General features: G+C 39.1%; 20 protein-coding genes and 3 pseudogenes. 17 read left to right on the forward strand and 6 right to left on the reverse strand.

Annotated features, from left to right (window positions below; all coding sequences use genetic code 11):
• Positions 1–18: 18 nt before the first annotated feature.
• Positions 19–597, forward strand: a complete 579-nt coding sequence (locus HXT45_RS02860; protein WP_115757190.1) for a LemA family protein — start codon at positions 19–21, stop codon at positions 595–597.
• 165 nt (positions 598–762) lie between these two features.
• Entirely contained in the window at positions 763–1,596 is an 834-nt protein-coding gene (locus tag HXT45_RS02865) for a nucleoside phosphorylase (protein ID WP_421782210.1), read from the forward strand.
• Positions 1,597–1,753: 157 nt separating this feature from the next.
• Here HXT45_RS02865 and HXT45_RS02870 read toward each other — a convergent pair whose 3' ends face one another.
• Both HXT45_RS02870 and HXT45_RS02875 read right to left on the reverse strand, forming a co-directional pair.
• Complete coding sequence (locus HXT45_RS02870) at positions 1,754–3,085, reverse strand: Na+/H+ antiporter family protein (protein WP_016636140.1); 1,332 nt, start codon at positions 3,083–3,085, stop codon at positions 1,754–1,756.
• A 369-nt stretch (positions 3,086–3,454) separates the two neighbouring features.
• Positions 3,455–5,257: an ABC transporter ATP-binding protein gene (locus HXT45_RS02875; RefSeq protein WP_004130173.1), complete on the reverse strand. Its 1,803-nt coding sequence runs from the start codon at positions 5,255–5,257 to the stop codon at positions 3,455–3,457.
• Between the two features lie 671 nt (positions 5,258–5,928).
• Here HXT45_RS02875 and HXT45_RS02880 point away from each other — a divergent pair.
• The 3 genes from HXT45_RS02880 to HXT45_RS02890 all read left to right on the forward strand — a co-directional run bounded on the left by HXT45_RS02880 (position 5,929) and on the right by HXT45_RS02890 (position 9,718).
• On the forward strand, positions 5,929–6,696 hold the full coding sequence (locus tag HXT45_RS02880) for an ATP-binding cassette domain-containing protein (protein ID WP_032819532.1): 768 nt from the start codon (positions 5,929–5,931) through the stop codon (positions 6,694–6,696).
• The gene (locus HXT45_RS02885) at positions 6,686–8,764 is read left to right on the forward strand and encodes a YhgE/Pip domain-containing protein (protein ID WP_004130169.1); all 2,079 of its coding nucleotides are present in this window, start codon (positions 6,686–6,688) and stop codon (positions 8,762–8,764) included. The genes HXT45_RS02880 and HXT45_RS02885 overlap by 11 nt, the downstream gene beginning before the upstream one ends.
• A gap of 300 nt (positions 8,765–9,064) precedes the next feature.
• Positions 9,065–9,718, forward strand: a complete 654-nt coding sequence (locus HXT45_RS02890; protein ID WP_415696419.1) for a TenA family protein — start codon at positions 9,065–9,067, stop codon at positions 9,716–9,718.
• Positions 9,719–9,880: 162 nt separating this feature from the next.
• Here the strand turns inward: HXT45_RS02890 and HXT45_RS02895 are convergent, their stop codons facing one another.
• Both HXT45_RS02895 and nox read right to left on the reverse strand, forming a co-directional pair.
• A complete protein-coding gene (locus tag HXT45_RS02895) occupies positions 9,881–11,014 on the reverse strand; it encodes a 4-hydroxybutyrate dehydrogenase (protein ID WP_415696420.1) in 1,134 nt (377 codons plus the stop codon).
• 196 nt (positions 11,015–11,210) lie between these two features.
• On the reverse strand, positions 11,211–12,551 hold the full coding sequence (gene nox / locus HXT45_RS02900; protein ID WP_116285943.1) for a H2O-forming NADH oxidase: 1,341 nt from the start codon (positions 12,549–12,551) through the stop codon (positions 11,211–11,213).
• Between the two features lie 346 nt (positions 12,552–12,897).
• Between nox and HXT45_RS02905 the strand changes: the two are divergent.
• The 5 genes and pseudogenes from HXT45_RS02905 to HXT45_RS02925 all read left to right on the forward strand — a co-directional run.
• A pseudogene (locus HXT45_RS02905) lies at positions 12,898–13,032 on the forward strand (pyroglutamyl-peptidase I); the annotation flags it as partial.
• A gap of 5 nt (positions 13,033–13,037) precedes the next feature.
• The gene (gene merR, locus HXT45_RS02910) at positions 13,038–13,376 is read left to right on the forward strand and encodes an Hg(II)-responsive transcriptional regulator (protein ID WP_115761820.1); all 339 of its coding nucleotides are present in this window, start codon (positions 13,038–13,040) and stop codon (positions 13,374–13,376) included.
• 28 nt (positions 13,377–13,404) lie between these two features.
• Positions 13,405–15,045, forward strand: a complete 1,641-nt coding sequence (gene merA / locus HXT45_RS02915; RefSeq protein ID WP_001031938.1) for a mercury(II) reductase — start codon at positions 13,405–13,407, stop codon at positions 15,043–15,045.
• Positions 15,046–15,204: 159 nt separating this feature from the next.
• Positions 15,205–16,516: pseudogene (locus tag HXT45_RS02920) on the forward strand (ISL3 family transposase).
• A gap of 140 nt (positions 16,517–16,656) precedes the next feature.
• Positions 16,657–17,265, forward strand: a complete 609-nt coding sequence (locus HXT45_RS02925; RefSeq protein WP_415691274.1) for a pyroglutamyl-peptidase I — start codon at positions 16,657–16,659, stop codon at positions 17,263–17,265.
• An 83-nt stretch (positions 17,266–17,348) separates the two neighbouring features.
• On the opposite strand, the gene HXT45_RS02930 is transcribed toward HXT45_RS02925, so the two are convergent.
• A complete protein-coding gene (locus HXT45_RS02930; RefSeq protein ID WP_415691273.1) occupies positions 17,349–18,419 on the reverse strand; it encodes a metal ABC transporter solute-binding protein, Zn/Mn family in 1,071 nt (356 codons plus the stop codon).
• 283 nt (positions 18,420–18,702) lie between these two features.
• On the opposite strand from HXT45_RS02930, the gene HXT45_RS02935 reads away from it, so the two are divergent.
• The 3 genes from HXT45_RS02935 to HXT45_RS02945 all read left to right on the forward strand — a co-directional run bounded on the left by HXT45_RS02935 (position 18,703) and on the right by HXT45_RS02945 (position 21,857).
• Positions 18,703–19,587, forward strand: coding sequence for a bifunctional methylenetetrahydrofolate dehydrogenase/methenyltetrahydrofolate cyclohydrolase (locus HXT45_RS02935; RefSeq protein WP_004130520.1), 885 nt, complete (start codon positions 18,703–18,705; stop codon positions 19,585–19,587).
• 163 nt (positions 19,588–19,750) lie between these two features.
• On the forward strand, positions 19,751–21,256 hold the full coding sequence (gene rpsA / locus HXT45_RS02940; RefSeq protein WP_004130522.1) for a 30S ribosomal protein S1: 1,506 nt from the start codon (positions 19,751–19,753) through the stop codon (positions 21,254–21,256).
• Positions 21,257–21,527: 271 nt separating this feature from the next.
• A complete protein-coding gene (locus tag HXT45_RS02945; RefSeq protein WP_115793863.1) occupies positions 21,528–21,857 on the forward strand; it encodes a TM2 domain-containing protein in 330 nt (109 codons plus the stop codon).
• A gap of 141 nt (positions 21,858–21,998) precedes the next feature.
• Here the strand turns inward: HXT45_RS02945 and HXT45_RS02950 are convergent, their stop codons facing one another.
• Positions 21,999–24,434, reverse strand: coding sequence for a sialidase family protein (locus HXT45_RS02950; RefSeq protein WP_421782216.1), 2,436 nt, complete (start codon positions 24,432–24,434; stop codon positions 21,999–22,001).
• A 301-nt stretch (positions 24,435–24,735) separates the two neighbouring features.
• On the opposite strand from HXT45_RS02950, the gene HXT45_RS02955 reads away from it, so the two are divergent.
• From HXT45_RS02955 to coaE, 4 genes and pseudogenes are all read left to right on the forward strand, one after another.
• Complete coding sequence (locus tag HXT45_RS02955) at positions 24,736–25,260, forward strand: GNAT family N-acetyltransferase (RefSeq protein WP_128831803.1); 525 nt, start codon at positions 24,736–24,738, stop codon at positions 25,258–25,260.
• Between the two features lie 55 nt (positions 25,261–25,315).
• Positions 25,316–25,432: pseudogene (locus HXT45_RS02960) on the forward strand (dephospho-CoA kinase); the annotation flags it as partial.
• A 233-nt stretch (positions 25,433–25,665) separates the two neighbouring features.
• The gene (locus HXT45_RS02965; protein ID WP_004130533.1) at positions 25,666–26,214 is read left to right on the forward strand and encodes a TM2 domain-containing protein; all 549 of its coding nucleotides are present in this window, start codon (positions 25,666–25,668) and stop codon (positions 26,212–26,214) included.
• Between the two features lie 69 nt (positions 26,215–26,283).
• The gene (gene coaE / locus HXT45_RS02970) at positions 26,284–26,964 is read left to right on the forward strand and encodes a dephospho-CoA kinase (protein WP_018638941.1); all 681 of its coding nucleotides are present in this window, start codon (positions 26,284–26,286) and stop codon (positions 26,962–26,964) included.
• The last annotated feature ends 26 nt before the right edge of the window (positions 26,965–26,990 follow it).

Here is a 26,990-nt window from a genome sequence, read left to right on the forward strand (position 1 = left end):
AAAAATAAAGGAGACATTATGAGTGACATTATGGATAGCATTATGGATTATAAGACTATTTTAATAGTTATTGCGGCAGTGCTTGTAGTGGCTATTGGCTGGTTTATTGGTACGTTAAATAGACTAAGAAAATATAGGGTGATTATAGAAGAGTCGCAAAAAAACGTTGACATTGCGCTCGCTAAAAGGTACGACACGATTTGCCAAATGCTTAAAGTTGCGCAATCGTTTGCAAAATACGAAAAAACAACATTAGTTGATTTGGTGAGTTTAAGAGAAGGATTAAACTCTGCGGATTCTAGCGAAGCAATGAAAAATCAGAATCATGCAATAGGGAAGATTTATGCTTTGGCAGAAGCTTACCCAGAATTAAAGTCTTCAGAACAATTTTTGAATTTGCAAGAAGAAGTGAACGACGAAAACGAGCAGCTGGCTGCAGCAAAAAGAATAGTAAATAGTAACATTAGTACTCTTAATCAAAATATTGTTACCTTCCCAGTTTCGCTTATTGCAAGATTAAGCGGAATAAAGCAGATGGCTTTTCTTGATGAAGATGATCTAAGCAATAAGAAGAATATTGATAGCATATTGGGCTAGACACTATATTGAGCTAGATAGCATATACATATATGAAGTAGCCAATCGCCCGCGAATTTGCAGTGATTGGCTATTTTTTTATAATCTTTGCGTACTAATGCTTGTATTTGTATATAGTATTGAGTGATTATAGGATGGAGCTGATTGTGTGAAGGAGCTGATTATATGGCAGAATATGATTTACCGATTTTAGAGTATGATTCAGATAAAAGTGCAGTTTTAATGCCAAATCACGATAATATTTCTGTTCAGCTTCCATCTAAAGCGGTTTTTGCTTTCTTAGGCGATGAAATCGATCAGTATGCTTTAAGCAGGAAAGCTACGATTGTAGCAAATTTTGAATCTGCAACTAAAGTATATCCAATATATGTTTTGGAAGAGAAAGTAGAGAAAAAAGTAGGGGATAAGGCAGGTGAGAATGCAGGTGAGAAAGTAGATGAAAAAGTAGAAGAAGAAACGCAAAAAATCTGCTTGGTACAGGCCCCAGTTGGCGCTCCTGCCGCTGTTCAGATATTAGATTGGTTGATTTCTTACGGCGTTAGTGAAGTTATTAGTGCCGGTTCTTGCGGATCGCTAGTTGATTATGCGGAAAACGTTTTTCTGGTTCCGTATAAAGCTTTAAGAGATGAGGGAACTTCTTATCATTATTTGCCTCCAAGTCGTTATGTTGACGTTTCAGAGCGTTCGAGACGTGCTATTTTACAAACTTTGCAAGCGCACAATTTGCCTTATCATGAAGTTAAAACGTGGACTACGGATGGGTTTTTCCGTGAAACTAAGACGAAAGTTGCTAATCGTAAGCAAGAGGGATGCGCGGTTGTGGAGATGGAGTGTTCTGCTTTAGCGGCTTGCGCGCAAATGCGTGGGATTGTTTGGGGCGAGATTCTTTATACTGCAGATACTTTGCATGATGTTGAAAATTACGATGAGCGCAATTGGGGTGGGGATTCTAAAGCGTATGCGCTTGAGCTTTGTATTGAAGCAGTGTTGCGCATTTGATTTTTGTACGCGTTTACAGAGCTAATTAATGGGCTCGACGTGTATCAAACTTTGCCTGTTTTTTACAATTTGGGGTAGTGAAGAAAATAGCCGCAAATGGCAAAAATCTTCACCAGCGTTTATTAGATGTATATTGTTGGTGACTTTCAGCTAAATGCTAAATAAACTGCGATATTACAATGCCTGCAGCCATAAGTGGAATGTTAAAAATAAGGAATGTTGGAACACAAGTATCCCAAATGTGGCTGTGCTGACCATCTGCATTTAAGCCAGAAGTAGGACCAAGCGTTGTATCGGAAGCAGGAGAACCTGCGTCTCCAAGAGCTGCAGCGGAAGACATAAGAAGAATTGTTGCAGGAGTGCTAAAACCAATGCTTTGGCAAAGCGGTACGAACAAAACTGCAAGAATAGGAACCGTGCCAAACGAGGTGCCGATGCCCATAGTAACAAGCAAGCCAATAATCGTAATAACGAATGCAGCGATTAGCTTGTTTTGACCCATAAAAGCAACGCCAAGGTGTACAAGCTCATTAACTCCGCCTGTAGCTTGAATCACGTTAGCGTAGCCTCCAGCAATTAGCATAATAAATGCAATAAGACCCATAAGCTTAACGCCGCCCATAAGCTGCTTGTCGATGTCTTTCCACTTTATTGCGCCAAAAATAATCATGGTTGCAAGACCTGCAAGAGAAGAAAGCGAAAGATCCTTACTAATAACTTGCACTACTACAACAACAATAATCGCAAGAATGGTTACGTAGTGTGCTTTAGTAAGCGGGCCAACAACAGCGTCCGCAGCGCGAGTATCTGCTTCGGTTGTTTTATATTCGCGAGGCTTGCGGTATAGAACAAAAACTGCAAACAGTAAAGCTGCAAGCATTGCAGCACCTAAATACCAATTCACAGCGCTAACGTCTGAAACGCTAACTTTCATGCCGTTTTTAGAAAGATTAGTTGCAATAACTGTTTGGAAAATTAAGCCAAAGCCAAATGGAATAGCAATGTATGGAACTTCTAGGCCGAACGCAGTACAGCAAGCGGCAGCACGGCGATCTAGCTTAAGCTTGTTCATAATGGAAAGAATTGGTGGAATAAGAATAGGAATATAAGCAATATGAACTGGCACAATATTTTGAGACATGCATGCAATAATCGTTAGAACTGCAAGAAGAATAAATTTGTTTGCGCCAATAAGTTTACTGATTTTTTTAGAAATGATTTGAGCTAGACCAGTTGCTGTAATGGCTTCTGCAAAAGTACCAAGAAGAATGTAGGCGAGCGCAGTTTGCGCGTTTGTGGAAAATCCATCGCAAAGCAGCGCCATAATAGTATGGCTTCCATCTCCAAAAAGAGGGAGATGGCCGGCAATGCCGCCTGCAACGCACGCAACAATCATTGCGAGTAAAACATTGAGTTTAGCGAGACTTAACGCGCATAACACTACAACCGATACAATTACTGGGTTGCATAGAATGTTTAAAATTTGCATACTCTTTCACCTCTTTTTAAAGTTATCTTCATTTTGATGTTTGTAATAATATGTTTTTCAATTTTTATAATTTTTAAATTTTAATAATTAAAGACAATATCATAAAGACTTACGTAAAGTTTTATTCGTAAAGTAAAACTTAGATTACGCTTTTATAAATCACTCTTTAAAAGTTAAATACATTAATACATTAATGCAGATTCGTTCACAATAGTTTGTTAGCAATAGCATTTAAGAGTAGGCTCAGCTGTGTTGTTATCTCTAGTACCCAATCACCGCAAAATTGCACCTAATGGTTACTAGCGCTGCTTCAGAATTTATTGCGCTAAATTGTACAGCGCAAGCCAATCCAAAACCAGCGTAACAGTATTACATAGACACAGTGTAAAGCGAGTAGAAGTAAGCCTTCTGATTCATAAGATCCTCAAAGCTTCCGCGCTCAATAAGTTCGCCGCTTTTCATCACAAGAATTTCATCATATTGCTTAAGAGAATTGGCATCCAAGCGGTGAGTTACAACAAGTCGAAGAATTCCTTGTAAATCCAAAATAGACTGCGTTACGTTAACGCTCGTCTCGTTATCTAGCGCGCTCGTTGCCTCGTCAACCAGCAGAATCTCGGACTTTTTAAGCAAGCTTCGCGCAATAGCAATACGCTGCTTTTCGCCGCCTGAAAGATGACTACCGTTCTCGCCACACTGATAATCATTGCCTTTAGCGGCAATCAAATCATCCAAACCAGCCAAGTGAATCACGCGATTCACTTCCGCATCCGGGAACGGCTTGAAAAGCGTAATATTATCTAAAATCGAAGCATCAAACATAAACACAGACTGCTGCATAAGAGTCGTCTTATCATAAAGCGAACTCTTGCTCACATTGCTAAGTTCGTGATTATTCAGCTGCACGCTACCCTTATAATCCTTGTAGTAGCCCATAAGCAGATTAATCAAACTACTCTTACCAGCACCAGAAGGCCCTACTATCGCGTAAGATTTTCCAGCTTGCAAAGTTAGATTTACGTTTTTCAAGACTTTACGATCCGCATCATAAGCGTATGAAACATCTCGCAAAACAACACTTTTAATCGGATCGTCAATAATCTCGCCAGAATCCTCTTTAGCGTTACTCATGTAATCAGCCATCTTACTAATAAGCTTCTTAGCACCCTTCATCTCGCCAAGCATTTGTGGAAGACTTGCAATAGGCTGAAGTACGCCATTCATCAAATTAGTGAAAGCTAAAACCATTCCAGCAGTAATAACACCAACATGAGCGTTAACCATCCAAGCGCCAACAAGCATTACGCCAAGCTGAGTTGCAAGGCTGGAAATTGTGCCAAGAGCAGAAACAGTAGTCATCGTTTTTTCGCGAAGATTCTTTGTATGCTCAAGCTCCATCGACTGATTCTGATAACGGTTAATAACCTCCTGCTCCGCCTTAAAACTCTTAATAACCGAAACTCCGTTCAAAACATCCTTCGTCAGGGCCGTATAAGACTCATTCGATTTAGAAACCTGCTCCTCGCGAGTGGCAATTCCGCTAGCTGTAAGAATCGAGCACGCCATTGGAAGCACAGAAATAATAAGAGCAATAACAGTGAGCAACGGACTATAGTAAATCATAAGAGCTAGCGAGCTTACAAGCATAAGAACGTCTTGAACAAAGTCAAAAATCTTCTTCAAATACTTTTCTTGAATACGCTCACAATCATTAGTGAGCACAGAAAGATATGTTCCAGAATTTGCAAGCGAAAAATCGCTATAACTCTTTTTTAACAGCTTTTTAATAACAGACTCTTTATACTGATTCATTGCTTTTTCAAGAAAGCGAGGATACGCGCTGCGCTTTAACGCGAAAATCAGGGAGATTGCCAGCATAAAGGAAACTACAAGCAGCAAAATAGTAGCTAAAGAAAAAGCTCCTTTACCAGCCATATAATCGAAAATAATTTGCAAAATCCAAGAAATAGCAGTGTAAATCATAGACAAGGCAATAAAAACTATCATCGAAAGAAAAGCTACAAGCTTGTTTTCTTTGAAAAATAGTTTTACGTAATTTTTTACGTCGGGATGTAGTTTGGATGATTGCTGATTCGCAGGCGATTGCTGATTCGACGCAGTATTTTGATTTGCGCGTGAATTCTGATTTGCCGTGTTGTCAGTTTTGCTCATTCTCGCTACCTCTCGCTTCCTTTATATCTATTTTGCTATTTTGCTATTTTTCTCTAATGGTATTTTTGTAGCTAGCATTTTCGCTTCTGTTTTTCTGATTCGCTCGCTACAAAACGTTGAAAGCTACATTATCATACTCATTCTGATTGGTCACAATTATCTACTTGACAACATATGACAACACATATAAATACTTATATAAATACTTAGACAAACTTATAGGTAATGTTCACCAGAAATAATATTAGAAGTCACACGATTAAATCAAAAATGTGAGATTTTGTTATATATAGCGTGTTTTTATGACCAAAACATAGACAAATGAACAAAATGTTCAAAAATAAGTTAGTATTTGTTCACCTTGAAGAGTACAATGAAAGTACTTTCGGGGGATTGACGTCAATAATTGGCCTCTTTATTTATAACCTTTTGTTGCAACATAGCAATATGAGGTAGTCGCCAAAATCATTGTAGGCGATATCAGAATTAAATATTGAGTCTGAAGTTAGGAAAATCAAAAAATTGAAAAATCAAAAAATCAAAAAATTGAAAAATTGAAAAAGTTAGATACAAAGGAGGAATGCATAGCAATTTCGATAGCAACATTAAAAATGTATACCATTTAGAAATGTATACCATCGGTATTTTGCAGCAAACAAATCATGCAAATTATGCAAGAAGAACAAACGCTTATAGAAGCGAAAGAATTAGGTTTACAAATATTTAGAAGAACACCATTTTGGGACGTATCGTTAAAAGTAGAGCCTCATCAAATCGTTGCAATATCAGGCGAACACGGCTCTGGAAAATCAGCTTTGCTGCTTGCATTGTCTGGTTATATGAAATTTACGAACGGAACTCTTACTATTGCGGACGCAACTCTTCCTAACGATTTTAAAGAATCGCGTAAATATGTGGGATTGGGATTATTCAACGGAATTAACGAATTCTACAAAATGCAAACAATAGAAGAAGTTCTTATGAGCGAGCTGAAACTAGCAGCGCGTTCGCCTCTATTTTTGAAGCAATACAAAAATGATGTTAAAAACCGTGAAGCTTTACAGCAGTACGCTTACAACGTGCTAACTCAATGGAAAGTATTTTCTCCTCACAAAACAGCAATAGGAGAGTTGACTCCGTGCGAGCGCATGCGCTTGGCAATTGCGTTGGCTTTGCTAAAAAAGCCGTGGCTGCTATTTGTTGATGGAATTGAGATGGAGCTTACTAGTGAGCAAAGCGAATGCTTACTTGCAGACATTCGCGAATATGTTAGCAAAAACTACTGCTCCTGCCTTGTTGGAGTTTTGCAAAGTGAGTTAGAAAAGCAAGCGGATCAAGTCTTAAGACTTATGCCAAATAATGAGAAAACAGAAAATTCTCATACTGATTCTCAACTTGCTACAAGTGAAGCAAATGGTGGTGAAAACAATGCACGTTAATACTATTGCTCTTGCATTTCGTGAGATTAACAATACGATGAAAGGAAAAGCTAGAAAGCTTGTTATTGGAACCGTAGCTTTGATTCCACTTTTATACGGATCGCTTTACTTGTGGGCGTTTACAAATCCTTACAAAACGCTAGACACCGTTCCAGTCGCTTTTGTTGTGGAAGATGACGGTGCGATGATAAATGGCAAAATGCGCAATGTTGGCGATGAAATCAAGAATCGTTTAAAGAATCAAAAAGATGGAAGTGAAGGATTCCAGTGGAACTTTGTAGATAGCGCTAAAGCAAATAAAGGCCTTAAAAATGGCGATTATTTTATGGTAGCAACTATTCCATCGTCTTTTAGTAAGTGCATTGCTTCTGCGCAATACGATACTCCTACTAAAGCAAAGCTTCACGTAAAATACGATCAAGCAAGCAATATGCTGGCTTCACAAATCGGTAAAACTGCTTTCCGCACTATGAGAAGCGAAATTAGTGAGGCGATTGTTCAAGAATATTGGGAGCATATGTTTGAAAAAGTAAATTCTGCTTCTGATTCTCTTAATTCAGCAGTGAGTGGTTCTGGCGATTTAAGCGCTGGAATGCAATCGCTTAATGGCGGAGTAGATAAGCTTGCTTATGGATCGATTAAGCTTACTCAGTCTTTGCAAAAACTACAAAACGGATTAAGCGAACTTCAAAAGGGAGCGCAATCGCTTAAAAATGCAAATGCGCAAAGCAAAGATGGAGCGCAATTCTTAGCTCAAAAAACTAACGATTTGGCAAATGGCGCAAATCAGCTAAATAGTGGAGCGCAAACGTTATATAACGCTACAGACGAACTATATAATGGTGCTCAAAAGCTTTCAGATTCTAGTGCGCAGCTTGAACAGCATGTTAAGGCTGGAAACGAGGCTACAAAAAATCAGCTTGCTCAATTGCTTGTTGAAGCGCAAAATCCGCTTGTAACAAAAGAGCTTGTGTTAGAAAAATTGCAAGGTCTTGCAGGAGGATTAAGCGAAAATTCTAAGCTCTTAGAGACGAATCTTTCGGCGTTGAGCCAAGGTGCTGGAGCACTTTCTTCTGGTAGCTTGAAGATAAAAGCTGGAGTTGACGCCGTTTCTAAAGGAATATCAAGCGTTCGAGGTGGCTCATCGCAGCTTTCCGCTGGAGCAAATAAGCTGGCGGAAGGTCTTAGCGCTGTAAGCAACGGAAGTGAAAAGCTCAATAATGGTATTAATTCTGCTGCGCTTGGGTCTGCAAAAATAGTTGATGGATCAAGTCAATTGAATTCTGGAGTTCAAAAGCTTTCTGAAAATACTCCAAAGCTTGCTGATGGAGCTAAAAAGTTACATGAAGGTCTTAAAAGCGCACAAAACTCTAGCAAAATCAACAATATTAAGCAAAAAAGTAAGATGATGAGCGCACCAGTTTCCTTGGAGGAGCACGAGTATTCGCACGTTGAAAACTACGGTACCGGTTTTGCACCTTACTTTATTTCTATCGCCCTTTGGGTTGGTGCTCTTATGACAACATTCGTTTTGAGAGTTATGGATAGGCGAGCGATACTAAACGGCATGAATCCGCTTAAAAGCGCGCTTGTTAGCTTGACGCCGTTTGTGATTATGGGCGTAGTGCAAGCGATTATTCTTATGGGCGTTGTTCAAGGAGCGTTGAAGTTCCAAATCGATAATGTTGGTGCATTCTACGCGCTGGGGATTATAGCGTCAATAGTCTTTATGGCAATAATGCAAATGATTATGGTGGTGTTCCGAATGCCAGGGCGAATAGTTGCTATTGTGCTTCTTATGTTGCAAATCACAAGCTCTGCAGGAACGTTCCCAGTACAAATGACGCCATCGTTCTTTAGAGCTGTTCACCCATATTTGCCAATGACGTACTCGATTATGGGGTTGCGTCAAGCAATGTCTGGAAAGAACAGTGGTGAAATAGTCTCTGGCGTTGGAATGCTTGTGCTTTTCGGCGTTATTGCGATTGCTATAACAAGCATTGCCTTCCGCATGAAGCGTACTGTAAAAATGTTTGATTTGCATCCTGTAATTACATTGGATGCATGAGAATACGACAATGAGTAGGGAGTAATTACTGTGATTGCTGAAGTTACTGAAGTTACCATAATATAAAAATTGCAACCGAGTGCTGCTCAAATTTGTACCCAAGTTAAGTATGACTACTTATGATATTGTTCATACTAGCGTAGTTGTTCAGCTGGGTGTACGAGCAGTGCTCGGTTGTGCATAACTATACGACTATATGTGAACCGTATATGACGTAACTTGTATGGCTAACGCAACTATGCGCAATTATATTAAGCTACCTAAGGGCTTATATGAGTTACAGAGGGAAAGGACGTGTCAATGACTGCACGATTTACCGACGAATTAAAAAATGAGAATATCGAAACATGGGATGCTGCTATTCATCATCGTTTTGTTAACGAGTTAGTTGAGGGCACTATTCATGATGCTGTATTAGCTGGATATTTAATTCAAGACTACCGATTTTTAGATAGTTTCTTGGCTTTGCTTGGTGCTGCAGTTACGACAGCAGACACACTTGATTCTCGTCTCGTGTTTTCGAAATATATTGGTGAGGTAGCTGGAGATGAGAATACGTATTTTGTGGATGCGTTTAACGAATTTAATACTCCTGAATCTTTCCGCAATAAAATTCCAGACACTGAAGCAACTCGCGAATTTAAAAAGATGTTTTTAGACGCGGCTCACAGTGGACATTATGCTGCCGTGCTAGCCGTGTTAAACGTTACGGAATGGATATATCTTACGTGGGCATCAAACGCTGAAGGTAAGCGTCCTGAACGCAAGGTTCATTACCAGTGGATCGACCTGCATGATTATGAAGGATTCCACAAGTTTGTAGGGTTCTTGCGTGATGAGTTGGATCGTATTGGTCCTAAGGATGCTGATATTGCTCGAGAATATTTTGCGCGTGCAGTAAAGCTGGAGCGCATGTTCTTCGATAATTCGTATGAGACTCCTGCTGAAATCTAACGAACAGCATTCTAACGAATGGACGAAAATCTAACGGATGGAAATCTGACGAAGTAAGCAAGCTGTGAGAATAAAAATAGACCCTACAAGATTTGTAGGGTCTATTTTTGAGAAGATGAGAAATTTTCGTTAATAATTGAAAATCTCACTGTTAACTATATATTAGAAAGTAGATGCATAGACTTCGGCGATGGCATCTTCGCTCATATGCATGTATGAGTTCTTCAAGAGTCGCTGCTGCTCTTTAACAACGCTTGAAGCCCAGTCGCGAATCATGTCTTTGGTCATGCCATACTCGTGAAGCTTGTGCTTAGTCAAAATTGTGTTAAGAACTTCGTCAAGTTTGTTTAATACGTCTGCTTTTTGGCATTCAAGAATATTTGCCATAAAGTCAAAAAGCTTAGAAAGCTCAGTATTTTCAGCGCTAGTGCTGTTTTCAGAGTTGTGCTTAGAGTAGTAGCGCAAAACGCTTGTAAGAAGAGCAGCATTTGTCTCGCCATGAGCCACGTGGAAAGTGCCGCCAAGTGGATAAGCCATAGCGTGCACGCAACCGCAGCCAGCGTTACCAAACGCAATGCCAGCGTAAAGACTTGCAGAAACCAAGTCGCCTACAACTTGGCTTTTAGCGCTGCTGCCTTCCTTAACAACTCGCATGTAGCTTTGCAAAATAAGTCCGCAAGCCTTGTAACTAAACATTTTTGTAAGCTCGGTTGCAATAGGGGAGAGTGCAGACTCAATAGAATGCGTAAGAGCATCAATAGAACTGGTTGCAAAAACGTAATCTGGAAGGCTCTTTAATAATTCTGGAATAAGAACCGCGTCTGTAGCGTAGCAAGCATCGTTTGCCAAGCCCTTTTTAGTGTTGCGTTTTGTAAGAGAGAACACGGCAACGTTGGTAACTTCGGAGCCAGTTCCGCAAGTAGTTGGAACAAGAATAAGATCCGCGCCTTTTTGTGCAGGAATCTTGCCATCAATCAAGTCTTCGAGTGGGCTTGTTTGCTTCAAAGCACAAACTTTAGAAATATCCAAAACGGTGCCGCCGCCAATGCCAATCACGCGCTTTGGGGTAGTGTGAATATCGCGAACAATTGCATCAACCATTTCGTCGCTTGGCTCGCCCTTGCCGTAGTTTTCCTGGAAAATCACATTGCAATCAAGGTTCAAGCTGCCAAAATAAGGCTCCCAAATGTACTTGTTTGTAATAACCAAATCGTCTTTGCCAAGCTTAAATTCTTGCGCAAAATCGCGCGTATTTTCAAATTTGTGAATAGTTGGCTTAATAGATAGCTGCTTCATCCTAGACTCCTTTGTTTTAATTTGTACGTCTTACGCTAATATGCGCGTTTTGGTTCGCGATTTGTGCGCGGATGATTAAAAAACCAAGCAACCGCTCCATTATAGAACAAATTGCTTGGTTTAATAAACGCGATTTAAGCTAATTACAAGCTAATCAGAAAAAGTGATTCAGCCTAAGCTAATCAGAAAAGTCTAATCATCCCTTCAACAAAGCCGTGTAAGCTGCCATCGTAATGTAGTTGTATGGCTGGTTGAAGTGAGGCATAAAGAAGATATCGCACAATGCAAGCTCTTTAATCGTGACTTTCTTTTGAATAGCAAGAGAGAACAGGTGGATTGCTGCAGACATATCGTAGTTAGAAGCCAATTGGCATCCAACAATCACCTTAGAATCCTTCTTGTAAACAATGCGAATCTTAACTTTTGGATTCTCAACTTCCATAAACGCAGGCTTTTGTGTATCTTCAAAATCAACGTAGTCAACGTCCATGCCCTCTTTTTGAGCAGCCGTTAAGCTCAAACCAGTGCAAACAAGCTTGTAATCGTAAATCATCATTGCGCTAGAGCCTTGCACGCCCTCGGTTTCTACAGGAGTTCCGCAAACGTTGTGGCCTGCAATCAAGCCGCTTCTAACGGCATTAGTAGCGAGCGCAATGTAGTTTACGCGGCTTCGAGCGTTGTCGTAGATTGTAGCGCAATCGCCAATAGCGTACACATCTGGGTCGGAAGTTTGCTGCTTTTTATCAACTAGGAAAGCGCCATTTTCGTATTGCTTCAAATGATCTTTTCCAAGAGCAACATTTGGGTGGAATCCAATAGCGCAAATCACCATGTCGGCATCGTAAGTGCCCTTGCTTGTTTTAACAGCCTTAACTTCAGTATCTCCAACAATCTCTTCAACAGCTTGACCAAGCTCAAAGTGAATGCCCTTATCTTCCATAATTCTCTTCAAATTATCGGAAAACTCTGGGTCAAAGTAGCCGTTAAGAATATGGTCTTCCATGTCAATGAGAGTCACGTTCTTGCCAAGGCGCTTAAAAGCTTCCGCAAGCTCCACGCCAATGTAGCCGCCGCCAAGAACCACAACGTTATTAAAATCGCGCTCTTGAAGTTTAGCAATAACAGTTTGCGCGTTTTGGAAAAGCTTTACCATTTGCACGTTTTCCAAGTCAATGCCCTTAATGCGTGGCTTGTTTGGAAGGCTGCCAGTAGCTAGAACGAGTTTATCGTAAGAATCGTGAATAACAGATCCGTCTTTAAGCTCGACTGTTACTTCTTTCTTTGCATAATCAATGTCTAGAACTTTGCTTTCAAGATTTACTTTAGCGCCCTTTTTAACGAAATCTTCTGGCTTCTGGTAGAACAGGCCATCGCTGCTTTGAATCTGCTTGCCAATCCACAAAGCCATACCGCAGCCAAGGAAGGAAATGTTGCTATTTTGATCGTAGATTGTAAGATCGTTTCCTGGGTAGCTCAAAATGGTGTTAGCGCAGGCAGTGCCAGCATGATTTGCGCCAATCTGAATAATCTTGGTCATCGGTAATCTCTTTTCGTCATTGACTTTTGATTTATCTGTATTTTCTGTATTTATATGGTTTTATGCGCGCTGTTAACAACATTGTTCGTTAAGCACGCGCTAGTAGCTAATCATATTACACTACGACGAGTCTGGCTAATCGTGAGTCTAGGTGTGTTGTTTTGCGATTATTGTATAAGTTGTAATTACCATTTAATCTTTGCTATAAAAGTGAAATAAGTAATAGAATCATGAATGTTTTATACAAGTGCATTAGTGTATATACAGTTTTTGCAATGTATTTTGATAAAGTTTGATAAAGTTTTATAAAGTTTGATAAGTGAGAGTTGTATGAGGGGGTATTGTAATGCGTATTTTGATTACTGGTTTTACGCCGTTTGATAATGAGTCTATAAATCCGTCGTGGGAGATTGCGCAATCAGTGCATGCGCCTGAAGGCGTGGAACTTGTTCGTTTGCAGATAAATGTGGAGTTAATAAAGAAACGATCAGATATTACGAGCGAAAAAATTTATTACAAGAACCTCACCGAACGGAAGCTGGTTATCGGATATATTCATATGATGACGTTAAGCGTGTTGGGTTTATTAAACGAATACAGGAATTTGGTTTCTCTTTAAGCGAGATTTATAAATTACTTGGTGTTGTAGATAAAGATGAAGTTCGTTGTCAAGATATGTTCGAATTTGTTTCTAAAAAACAAAAGGAAGTGCAAAAACAAATAGAGGATTTAAAACGAATTGAAACTATGTTAGACGACTTAAAACAACGATGTCCAGATGAAAAGAAATTACATTCGTGTCCAATAATAGAAACATTAACATGAGAGATTAATTAACGAAAGGAGCTTTTTTATGAATAAATTTAAGGTAAACATTTCAGGAATGACTTGTACGGGTTGTGAAAAACACGTAGAATCAGCACTTGAAAAGATAGGTGCTAAAAATATTGAGTCTAGTTATCGTCGTGGTGAAGCAGTATTTGAACTGCCCGATGATATTGAGGTTGAAAGTGCAATAAAGGCGATTGATGAAGCAAATTACCAAGCCGGAGAAATTGAAGAAGTATCATCACTAGAAAACGTGGCGTTAATTAATGAAGACAATTATGACCTTCTTATTATTGGTTCTGGTGCTGCTGCCTTTTCTTCGGCAATTAAAGCTATAGAATACGGTGCAAAAGTTGGAATGATTGAGCGTGGAACGGTTGGGGGAACCTGTGTGAATATTGGCTGTGTTCCGTCAAAAACTCTTCTTAGGGCAGGGGAAATCAATCATTTATCAAAAGACAATCCGTTTATAGGTTTACAAACATCCGCTGGAGAAGTGGATTTAGCTAGTTTAATCACGCAAAAGGATAAATTGGTGAGCGAACTTCGGAATCAAAAATATATGGATTTAATTGATGAATATAATTTTGATTTAATTAAAGGTGAAGCAAAATTCGTTGATGCTAGTACTGTTGAGGTCAATGGGACAAAGTTATCTGCAAAACGCTTTTTAATTGCAACAGGTGCATCGCCTTCGTTGCCCCAAATTTCAGGACTTGAAAAAATGGACTATTTAACTAGTACAACACTTCTTGAGTTAAAGAAAATACCAAAACGATTAACTGTAATTGGTTCAGGATACATTGGAATGGAGCTTGGACAACTATTTCATCATTTAGGTTCAGAAATAACGCTTATGCAAAGAAGTGAGCGACTTTTAAAGGAGTATGATCCTGAGATTTCAGAGTCAGTTGAAAAAGCGTTAATTGAACAGGGTATAAACCTTGTCAAAGGGGCAACTTTTGAGCGTGTTGAACAAAGTGGAGAGATAAAAAGGGTTTACGTAACAGTAAATGGCAGTAGAGAAGTCATTGAATCAGATCAGTTACTTGTTGCCACTGGAAGAAAACCAAATACGGATTCTTTAAATTTAAGTGCAGCAGGTGTTGAAACTGGAAAAAATAATGAAATCCTGATCAATGATTTTGGTCAAACAAGTAATGAAAAGATTTATGCAGCAGGAGATGTGACTTTAGGACCACAATTTGTATATGTAGCAGCCTATGAAGGTGGAATTATTACTGATAATGCTATTGGTGGATTAAACAAAAAAATAGATTTATCGGTAGTTCCTGCTGTTACGTTTACGAATCCGACGGTTGCAACGGTTGGTTTAACAGAAGAACAAGCAAAAGAGAAAGGGTATGATGTGAAGACATCTGTATTACCTTTAGATGCTGTTCCAAGAGCAATTGTAAACCGTGAAACAACCGGTGTATTTAAACTAGTAGCAGATGCAGAAACACTAAAAGTATTAGGGGTTCATATTGTATCTGAAAATGCAGGAGATGTCATCTATGCAGCATCATTAGCTGTTAAATTTGGCTTAACGATAGAAGATTTAACAGAAACCCTAGCACCATATTTAACAATGGCTGAAGGGCTAAAATTAGTTGCACTTACGTTCGATAAAGATATTTCGAAATTATCTTGTTGTGCAGGCTAAGGGAACTTTTTTACAACTCCCTATTCAAGTGAACCAGCTAATGCTTTAAGGGATTTTCTAAGTGCATTTGTGGTCACAAAAATAATTTAACACTGATGATTTCGACATCAAATCTATAATTGATACCTTAACACCGCAGAGTAATAAAGGATGAATAATATGTCAGACTTATTATCCCTACCAGACATTAAAACAATAGAACCGCCACAAGAAAATGAAACCGATATGATGTTTAAAGTTGAAGCAGTCGGACCACCTGAACGTTGTCCTGAATGTGGTTTTGACAAGTTGTACAAACACAGTTCAAGAAATCAACTAATTATGGATTTGCCCATTCGTTTAAAGCGAGTGGGCTTACATTTGAACCGTAGACGATACAAGTGTCGTGAATGCGGATCTACCTTCTGGGAACGCCTAATATCTGTAGATGAAAAGCGTAGTATGACCGAAAGGCTTTTAAAGTCCATTCAAGAGCAATCCATGTCTAAGACCTTTGTAGAAGTCGCAGAAAGCGTTGGTGTTGACGAGAAAACCATTAGGAACGTTTTTAAGGACTATGTGGCACTCAAAGAACGTGAATACCAGTTTGAAACTCCTAAGTGGCTTGGGATAGACGAGATACATATTATCCGTAGACCTCGGCTTGTATTGACTAATATTGAACGCAGGACTATTTATGACATCAAGCCTAACCGTAACAAGGAAACAGTCATCCAACGTCTTTCAGAAATCAGTGACAGGACTTACATTGAGTACGTCACAATGGATATGTGGAAGCCCTACAAAGACGCAGTGAACACTATCCTTCCACAAGCTAAAGTTGTCGTAGATAAGTTTCATGTAGTTAGAATGGCTAATCAAGCCTTAGATAACGTCAGAAAGTCTTTGAAAGCCCATATGGGCCAAAAAGAAAGACGTACCCTTATGCGTGAAAGGTTTATCCTTCTAAAGCGTAAACACGATCTAAATGAACGTGAATCATTCCTCTTAGATACTTGGTTAGGTAATCTTCCTGCTTTAAAAGAAGCCTATGAACTCAAAGAAGAGTTTTACTGGATATGGGATACTCCTGATCCAGATGAAGGTCATCTTCGTTATAGTCAATGGAGACACCGTTGTATGTCCAGCAACTCTAAAGACGCATATAAAGACCTCGTGAGAGCCGTAGACAAAAATATTCAACTACTTTGATAAAAGGCTCACTAATGCTTATACGGAGTCAATTAACAGCATTATTAGGCAGGTAGAGCGAATGGGTAGAGGTTACTCGTTTGATGCCTTACGAGCCAAAATCCTTTTCAATGAGAAGCTCCATAAAAAGCGTAAGCCACGATTTAATTCAAGTGCTTTCAATAAAGCTATGTTATACGATACTTTCAATTGGTATGAAGTGAATGATCACGACATTACAGACAACTTAGGTGTCGATTTTTCCACACTTATTAAGAATTTGGAGAAGGGTGATTTATAAGCCCTTTTCCACCATAAAATCCGAATACCCGTTTTATACAAGTGCATTAGTGTATATACAGTTTTTGCAATGTATTTTGATAAAGTTTGATAAAGTTTTATAAAGTTTGATAAGTGAGAGTTGTATGAGGGGGTATTGTAATGCGTATTTTGATTACTGGTTTTACGCCGTTTGATAATGAGTCTATAAATCCTTCGTGGGAGATTGCGCAATCAGTGCATGCGCCTGAGGGTGTGGAACTTGTTCGTTTGCAGATTCCTACGGAATTTAACAAGGGCGCGCAAAAAGTTATTGAGAAAATAGAGGAAGTTAACCCTAATGCTGTGCTTTCGTTAGGGCAATTTGGCGGTTCTGCTTGTTTTAACGTTGAGTATGTTGGCATTAACTGTAGAGCTGCACGCATACCAGATAATAGTGGATATAAGCCTTGGTATGAGCCTGTTGTGCAGGATGGTGATGTGGCTTATAAAGCGACTTTGCCAGTTGTGAACATAGTTGATGCTTTAAATAAAGCAAAATTGCCTGCGGCTGTGTCTTTTTCTGCTGGCGCATACGTGTGTAATGACGTGCTTTACAGTGTTTGTAATTATTGCCAGACTAAAAAATTGCCAATTAAGAGCGGTTTTATTCACGTTCCGTATTTGCCTGAACAGGTTCTCAATAAGCCGAGCACGAGTTCTATGAGTTTAGATGATATGCTTCGAGGTATTGAAGTTGCGTTGCAAGTGATTGCAAGTGATTGCAAGTAAATCGCCAGCAAATCTTTAATTCGTAACTAATTGCTAATAAATAGTATGAAGTATTTATTGTCTATAATTGCTCAAGCGTGCGCCTACTTTCCAGGATCTTGCTGGCCTTCGTTAGACCTGTTTGGATCTGGCTGAGAAACAGTAGGCTTTTCGGTAATAGGCTTCTTTTGATCAGCTTCTTGCTTTGCTAAATCTTTGCGCATATCGGTCGTAGTTTTGCTTGCGTTATCAATGTCTTCGCAAATCTTCATAACCCATTTTCTTAAATCTGTTGCATACGTTGGCATAAGCTCATTAACCCACATTACAGATGTGTAGCTTCTGCCAGCAGTTCCCGTCAAAATGCTAATATCGTCGCCTTTACGTTGACTATTGCTTATAAGTACGTCGAATTTTCGTTCTTCAATAAGCTTTTGGAATTCATCTATATTAGCTTTGTCTACTTCTTCGCCTTGCGCTACTTGCTTAGCGTATGCCTTAGGCGCAGAATCGCTGATTCCCATATCGGACATAAGCCAGAAAAGAACAGGATTTATTGAAGCGTACTTAAACTTTTTGTGACTTTTAGCGAAGTTTGAAAGATATTCATCAAGCTTATTTTCTTGCGATTTAACTGCGTCAAGTCTTTTAGCAAAAACCTTCTTTTTTGAAGGAAGGACTTTAGAAAAAGCGTTGCAAATGCTAGAAGCCATCTCGTTTCTAGCATCTTTTGAGAACCAAAGATAAGGGTTATCGCCATTTAGCGCGCCGACTGTAGAAGCTGCGTTTACAATCTCGCTGCTTTTAGACGTATGCTTTGCAACCCAACTATCGTAGCCAGCGCCATTTGACACAACAACTTGCGCAGAATACAGCTTTTGCAAATCTTTACTAGACGGCTTAAAAGTAGACATATCGGTATCTGGATTGCTGATTATAGATTGCACTTCAACATCGTTTCCGCCGATTTCTCTAGCCAAACTTGCCCAAGATTCAAGAGTGGAAACAACCTTAATTTGCTTAACCTCTTTTTTGGGTTGCGTTGGAGTTTTAGAAGATTGCGAGCTTTCACCGCACCCAGCTATGCCAAGCAACATTGATGGAACAATTATGCACGCTAAAACAGCTTTGCATATTTTCTTTGCGCGAGTTAAATGAAAAATATTTTCGCACATCTTTGCGCCCCTTCCGTCAGTGTTATTAGCATTAGCACTTGTTAAAACTCGTTCTAGTTTGCTGCAAGGTTTATTGTAGCTAAGGTTTATTGTAGCTTTCTTATGCAATACAAATACCATTCTATTATAATATTCAGTTATTAACAGTTGTGTCGCGATGCTTTGTGTCGCGCACTTCGATACCTCACGATAGCCTATCCATACGAATATCCTACGCGTACGAATTGTGTTAGAAGATTTGTAAGTTGAACATAAGAATTAACATGCGAGTTGGGAGTGAATCATGGTTGTTGTGTTAGATGGAAAAGCGCTAGCTGCAAGTATTAAAAGCGACTTAAAAAATAGAGTAGAAAAGCTTAAAGAAAAAGGCATTAATCCAGGGCTTGGAACGCTTTTAGTTGGAAGCGACCCTGGCTCGCTGAAGTATGTTGCTGGAAAACACAAGGATTGCGAAGAAGTGGGGATTCGCTCAATCCGCTGCGATTTGCCAGAAGACGCTAGCGAAGACGAAATTCTTAAAGCCGTAAATCAGCTTAATAATGACCCTTCTTGCACAGGTTTTATTGTGCAATTGCCTTTGCCAAAGGGAGTTGATTCCCAAAAAATTATTGAGGCAGTAGACCCTGCAAAAGATTGCGATGGAATGCATCCGTACAATTTGGGCGAGCTGGTTATGCATATTTCGGGAGATATTGTTACGACTCTTCCATGCACGCCGCGAGGAATTTTGGCGCTTTTAGATGCTTATAACATTGATCTTGAAGGCAAAAATGTGTGCGTACTTGGACGAGGAATCACGGTTGGCCGAACAATCGGGCTCCTTCTTACGCGCAGGGGAGTAGACGCAACTGTAACATTGTGCCACACTCGCACTCGTGATTTGCACGATATTATGATGCGCTCCGACGTTATTATTGCGGCAATGGGCAGCGCGGGATTTGTAAAGCCGTGCGATGTTAAGCCTGGAGCCGTGTTGGTTGACGTTGGTGTTTCGCGCGTTTTTGATGAAGAAGTGGGAAGATATCGCGTAAAAGGCGATGTTGATGTTGCTTGTAGAGAAGTCGCGGGAGCGTATTCGCCAAATCCTGGTGGAGTTGGACCAATGACTCGCGCAATGCTATTGGCTAATGTTGTTGACATGGCTGAGCGAGCAGCGAGTGGCAAGTAAGTGTTAAGTAGCAAATATCAAGTCGCACGACACGCCCGAAGTAAAACGGCGTTTTTGGCTATGCCTGTATATAACATTGACAGAGCGCGTGCATAGTGCGCGTGCAAAAGTCATAATTTAATATCGAGTAATATCCACCCCAAGAAGAAACCACTAATAAGTAATGGCAGAGAATAATAACGAAGTCGCCAAGGTTGCGATTAATGATATTGGCACCGAAGAAGACTTCATCAAGGCAGTCGATTCAACCATCAAGAATTTTGATGATGGTGATTTAGTTGAAGGTACCGTCGTAAAGATTGATCACGACGAAGTATTATTGGATATCGGCTACAAAACTGAAGGTGTAATCCCTTCCCGTGAACTTTCCATCAAGAAAGACGTTGATCCAGATGATGTTGTTGAAGTTGGCGACACCATCGAAGCCCTTGTTGTAACTAAGGAAGACAAGGAAGGACGTCTTATTCTCTCCAAGAAGCGTGCACAGTACGAGCGTGCTTGGGGTGATATTGAGAAGATCAAGGATGCAGACGGCATTGTTGAAGGTACCGTTATTGAGGCTGTTAAGGGCGGCTTGATTGTAGACATCGGTTTGCGCGGCTTCTTGCCAGCTTCCCTCGTTGAAATGCGTCGCGTTCGCGATCTTTCCCCATACATTGGTCAGAAGATTAAGGCTAAGATTCTTGAGCTCGATAAGAACCGCAACAATGTTGTGCTTTCTCGTCGTCAGTTCCTCGAGGAAACCCAGTCCGAAGTTCGCGAGACCTTCCTCTCGCAGCTTAAGAAGGGTCAGATTCGCGAAGGCGTTGTGTCTTCTATCGTAAACTTCGGCGCGTTTGTTGACCTCGGCGGTGTTGACGGCCTCATTCACGTTTCCGAGCTTTCCTGGAAGCACATCGATCACCCATCTGAGGTTGTTAAGGTTGGCGATAAGGTTACCGTTGAGGTTCTCGACGTTGATCTCGATCGCGAACGCATCTCCCTCTCCCTTAAGGCAACTCAGGAAGATCCATGGCAGCGCTTCGCTCGTACCCATGTTCCTGGACAGGTTGTTAAGGGCAAGGTCACCAAGATTGTTCAGTTCGGTGTGTTCATCTCCGTTGAAGACGGCATCGAAGGCTTGGTTCACATTTCCGAGCTTGCTAACCGTCATGTAGAGAACCCAGAAACTGTTGTTAAGGGTGGCGAAGAAGTATTCGTTAAGGTTATTGACGTAGACCTCGATCGTCGCAGGATCTCGCTCTCCTTGAAGCAGGCTAACGAGGCTGTTGATCCAAATTCTGAAGATTTCGATCCAGCTCTCTACGGCATGCCAGCTGAGTATGACGAAGAAGGAAACTACAAGTACCCAGAAGGCTTCGATCCAAACACCAACGAGTGGATTGCTGGTTACGAGCAGCAGCGCGAAGAGTGGGAAGCACAGTATGCAGCAGCTCACGAATTGTGGGAGCAGCACAAGGTGTTCGCCGCTAAGGAACTCGCAGCTGCAGCAGAATCCGCAGCCGCTGATGGCCAGAGCGAAGAAGCTGAAGAAAAGAAGCCAGCTAAGGAAGAAAAGAAGGAAGAAGTTGCTTCCAACTATTCTTCTGAGGCTGCTAACGAAGGTGCTTTAGCTGATTCCGATCAGCTCGCAGCTTTGCGCGAACAGCTTTTGAGCGAAAAGAAGTAGTTTCTACTTTCTACTAGAAGCTTGTAAATAAAAACTAAGATGCCCTCGGTGAGTAATCATCGGGGGCATCTTGCGTATTGTTGTTCATAATGTTTTACGAGTATCTTGATTATGTTTGATGTCTATTTTGAGTACATTTGACAAGTATTTTATAACTCAAGTTTTGTAATTAAATATAGGTACAATCAATTTTCTTTTAAGAATCGTGATTATATGATGTAAAACGTCAATCATATTTACTAATCGTATTTACTAAAAGGATGGTGAAAATATGAGCACTTTAGAAAACAATCAGAAAAATCCTCAGTTCCCTTCGTATGATGGTAATAATGAGGAAAACGCTAAAGGAACTTTAGAAAGCTCGCGCAGTAAAATTGTTGCAGGTTTGCTAGCGATTTTCTTAGGATTTTTAGGTATTCACAATTTTTATCTTGGTTTTAAAGGAAAGGCGATTGCGCAGCTGCTTATTTCTGTTCTTTCTTTTGGTTTCCTGTTGATTATTACGGGAATATGGGCATTGATTGAGGGTATTTTGATTCTTTGCTCAAAGCCTGGAAGTAAGTGGCACAAAGATGCTGATGGTGCTGAGTTAAAAGACTAAAAATAAATATTTAGTATTAAGATTTATAAGTAATTTTACAAATAAAAGATGCGTTTTAGAATTCAATTTCCAAAACGCATCTTTTATTTTTATGCCTAAAACATTAGAACAAATGAATAATATAGCAAATACACTTATTCTTTAATATTGCATATTTTTTAATTTCATTAATGCTGCAGAGATAGCTATTAATAGAATCATTAAAGCATAAGGAATAGTTGTGTTGATTCCAGTTTTTTGCATCATTCCTCTATTCTTTGCTAAAGCATTGCCAGATTTACTATAATGCTTATAATTATTTTCATTATCAATGCTGTTATTATCCACATTGTAATTATCATGTTTTGCTTTTGAAGAGTAATGATAATTCGTTCTGGAATTGTCCGTATTAGAGTAATCCTTTCTGTAATTTTGAGAATATTCTTTATTTATGTTAAATGTGCTGCTGTTCTGTTTATTGTTATTCTTATTTGGAATTATATTTGGACTAATATTCTTATTTATCTCCTTTTCAGATTGTGTTGTATCAGGATCTTTTCCTGTTTGTGTATCAGTATGTGATTGATTGTTAGGTAGAGGATCTGTTTGAGTACTAGAATTTTTAGTTTCACTTGCAACATTTAAGGTTATAGTTGTTTCAAATGATAATTCTGTGTTTGAACGATCTTGATTTTTATTTGCAGACGCAATACGAATTTTTGCAGTAAGTTTATCTCCAACTTTTGCTGTTTTAGGCACTTCAATTTTCAAAGGAATATATGTAGTTTTATTTGCTTCGATTGTTACAGAATCGCTTGATGCAGTAAAATCACTTGTGTTTATAGACGTAACTTTAATATTTTCATATTTAGTACTCGTAGGATTTACCACAGGAAGACTTATCTCTTTGGTGGATAGATTGATTTTAGTTGTAGAACCTAAGGTTATGTTAGGACGTATACTTAACCATTCAGCAGAAATTCTCGTATACATTATGTCATTATTATCGCCCTCATATAGAAGACCATAGCCGCCTCCTGCTTTTTGACTTAAAGCTTGAATAGTGGAGTAAGCCATTGCGCCATTCTTGAATCCCTTTTCTTCTGTCCAATTTTCTCCATCATTGTATGAGACACGTATCAAACCATTTGCTCTTCCAGAACCAGAAGAAGATGAATATAAGAGGATTTTAGCTGCATCAGATCCAATTGGAGCATCTGGGAATGCTCTTGTTATTTGAGCGTTATTACCTGGATCTGGCAGTGTCTCATCTTTGTATGCTTTACCATACGTTTCTCCGCCATCATTAGAAAAAGCAATGATTCTATGATTATTTGCACCACCTTCATGCGGTCTAGAGTTTAACATAATTCTTCCATCAGAAAGCTCTACAACCTTATTTTCATCCATATGGCTTTGTTCTTTACCTAGTCCAACTGGATTTCCAGCTTTCCAAGTTACTCCATGGTCATCAGAGTATACAGATACGGCTTGCCACTTCTCATTGTTTCTTTGCACACTTCCATTGGAACTGTTTACTATTGCGTATTGTTGTATTAAACGACCTTTATATTTTCCGTATTTTAGTTGAATTCCATGTCCAGAAGTAGCAAATCTAGCTCGTTCATTTTTTGGATATTTAGTTATGTCTTTAGTTATAACTTTTGGTTCGCTCCAAGTTAAACCGTTATCTTTTGAGCAAGTAACAGCAGCATCTAAAATATGTCTATCACTTTGATTAGTGCTAGCTGTAGAATCCCATACTCCACCATCGTATGATTTGACGAAGAATAAGAAAATATTGCCTGTTTCTTGGTCTACAACATATGAAGGGTCAGAGAATCCATATTTATTTGGGTTTTCTTTTCCTTTTGCTACGATTTGTATTTTTTCAAAAGTTTTTCCACCATCTTTAGATATTCTTTGAACAATAGAATTTGGATTAGGAGCATCAGCTGCACTATTTGGTCGATAATCCCAAGCTGTAAGAATCCAACCATTGTTAGCTTCAGCTATTGCAGGTATTCTATAATAAGGTTTTCCAGTTAGTCCTTCTACAGTTTGACCTATTGTTGCTAATCTAACGGGATCTCCGTCTTTTCTAGGCCTTGGAACTGGATTAATATTTGTAACTTTGTCTCCAATTAATTTTGGAGTAGATATAACTTCATTACCATTTGCATCTTTGCTAATTTTCCAATCGGCTGCTGGAGTGAAACCTTTTTCTTTAATATCAGAATCCTCTGTTATATGGAATCCTTGCGTGCATGATACAGTTTTTCCTGGTTGCAGATTTCTCCATCTACAGTTACCGTTATTCCCTTCAACAGCCACAGCAGTGAGATTACTGTTAGTTGGCCAAACAGTCACATTGTGATTAGTGTTATTTGTGTAAGTCAGCTTATATCTTAGCGTATCCCCAACTCGAACATCATTTTTTAAATCATCCGTACGTGTAATCGTAAATGTTACTGGTTCAGTTTGTTCAGGGGGGGGGGTAGTTGCTGATGCTACACCTATGCTAAGTGACACAATTGTTGCAGATGTAAGAATTGCTGAGAAAATATTTTTGCAAACTTTATGCGCTGTTCCAATCATTATATTCCTTTCTTCATTGAAGGCGTATAAGTAATTACCTATAAATTACATCTTTGTCTTTATAGTTTGCGAGAACAATTACCTCGTATCTGTAGATTCTAAATCATTCATATGACATGTGACGTATGTTGAATTTTATGATAAAAAGAAGAAATTATATTGATTAAGTGAATATAAGCGAAAATATTTCGAAAATAATAATTAGTACTTATATAACGATGGTTATGTAAAATCAAATATGCATATGTCGATTAAATATGTTGTGTTGTAATACGGATAGTAGCTTGTATAAAGGATTTTTATGAAGAACATTGAAATTAAAAAATTAGATTATTCAGAAGCCAAAGATAATATGAATATAATTTTAGATTTATATCTAAAAGCATTCCCTAAAGAACTGGATCGTATAGATAATGTTCGTGAGCGCATATTAGATAGTTTGAAAGATAACAATAGTGCGCTTTTACTTGTTGCTACAATGAATAATCGTATTATCGGTGTTTTATATGGCATAGAATTATTACAAGATAATTGGTATGCGAATCAAATTAAGCCATTTTTATCAGAAAATTATGATTGGTACAATCAAAGCTTAGAATTAAATGAGTTGTTTGTAGATCCTGAGTTTCAGCATATAGGCGTTGGCAGTGCGCTTATGAAGAAAGTCGAAAATCTTAAATTATATAAAACAATAATTTTATCTACAGAAAAAGATAATAATGTTGTTGCTTTAGATTTTTATAATAAGCTTGGATACAGTTTATTAACCGATAATTGGAAATCTTATTACGGGTCTATTTACTGCGTGCTATATAAGAAGTTTTAGTTGTGTCAATTAAAACTTACGTTATTGTGAGAAATGTATCGTTTATAATCAAAATATGACAATGATGCGTATTGCTGTAACGGGCGGAATTGCGGCTGGAAAATCTACAGTAGTAAACCATTTGCGTTCGCTTGGCGCGTTTGTTATAGATTACGATGTTTTAGCGCGTAAATGAGGCTTCTAACGAAGGTGCTTTAGCTGATTACGATCAGCTCGCAGCTTTGCGCGAACAGTTTTTGAGCGAAAAGAAGTAGTTTTCTACTAAAAGCTTATAAACAAGATGCCCTCGGTGAGTAATCATCGGGGCATCTTTTAATATCTTTAGTAATAACGCTTTGATTTATTAATTTTTTATTATATAGTTTTTAAGAAAATAAATTTCTTACGAGAGAAAGTGTAATTATTGTGAGTGATTTGGATAATCAAACTGGAGATTACTCAGGCTCTGACAATCAGACTCAGTACGGACAGCCACAGTACAATGATCAGTCTCAGCAGTACAACCAGGCTCAGCCACAATATAACGACCAATCCCAGTATGGTGCTCAGCCTCAGTACAATGCTCAGCCACAGTATGGTCAGCCTCAGTATGGCCAGAATTCGTATTCTCAGCCTCAGTATGGTCAGTACTCTCAGTCTGCTCCTCAGTACAATCAAGCGTCTTCCTACTCTAACTATGGGTCTAATAATTATTCATCAAACACATACAGAAGCTCTCGTAACAAGATTGCTGCAGGCCTGTTAGCGATTTTCTTGGGCGCTTTGGGTGTGCACAATTTCTATCTTGGTTTTAAAGGCAAGGCTATTGCCCAGCTTCTTATTTCTATTCTTTCTTTCGGCTTGCTGGCTTTTGTTTCTGGAATTTGGGCATTTATTGAAGGAATTTGCATTCTTTGCTCTCAGCCTGGTTCTAAGTGGCATAAGGATGCCGATGGTGCTGAACTTCAAGACTAATTTTACAATTACTATTTAGCATATAATGCCCCGGTAATTAGTTACTGGGGCATTAATTATAATCAAAATATGACAATGATGCGTATTGCTGTAACGGGCGGAATTGCGGCTGGAAAATCTACTGTAGTAAACCATTTGCGTTCGCTTGGCGCGTTTGTTATAGATTACGACGTTTTAGCGCGTAAAGTAGTGGAACCAGGAAGCGTAGTCTTGCGGAAAATCGTAGGCATTTTTGGGGAAGATGCCGTTTTGAATGATGGCTCTTTGAATCGCGAGTTTATTGCGGAGCATATTTTTGGTGATGATGTAAATCATAAGCAAGCGTTAAGCAGGATTGAATCGCTTATTCATCCTGCTATTTATGATTTAGCGAAGACTTTAGAAGGTGAGTATATAAGCGAGTATGAAAGCAAGCATGATAGTCAGCTCAAAGAAAACCGTTGCAAAGTCGGCGCTTTGAGCTCGATTATTGTGCACGATATTCCGCTTCTCGCGCAAGTAATTGACAGCATTCCATTTAGTTTTGACCATATTATTACAGTTGAAGCGCCTAAAGATGTTCGCATTGCGCGAATGATAATCGAGCGCAAAATGAGCCAGAATCAGGCGCAGCAGCGCATAAATAATCAAGTTGAAGAGATTGTGCGAAGGAAAATCGCGGATTTTGTGGTTGATTCTACAAAACCTATGGAAGTTATGCTTAAAAGCGTTGATTCAAAAATTAAAACGTGGATTAGTAAGGATGAGTAAGGAGCATTAGAGACCCAAAGGAAAAG

The sequence above is a fragment of the Gardnerella sp. DNF01199S genome (assembly GCF_049244155.1).
GTDB lineage: Bacteria > Actinomycetota > Actinomycetes > Actinomycetales > Bifidobacteriaceae > Bifidobacterium > Bifidobacterium piotii.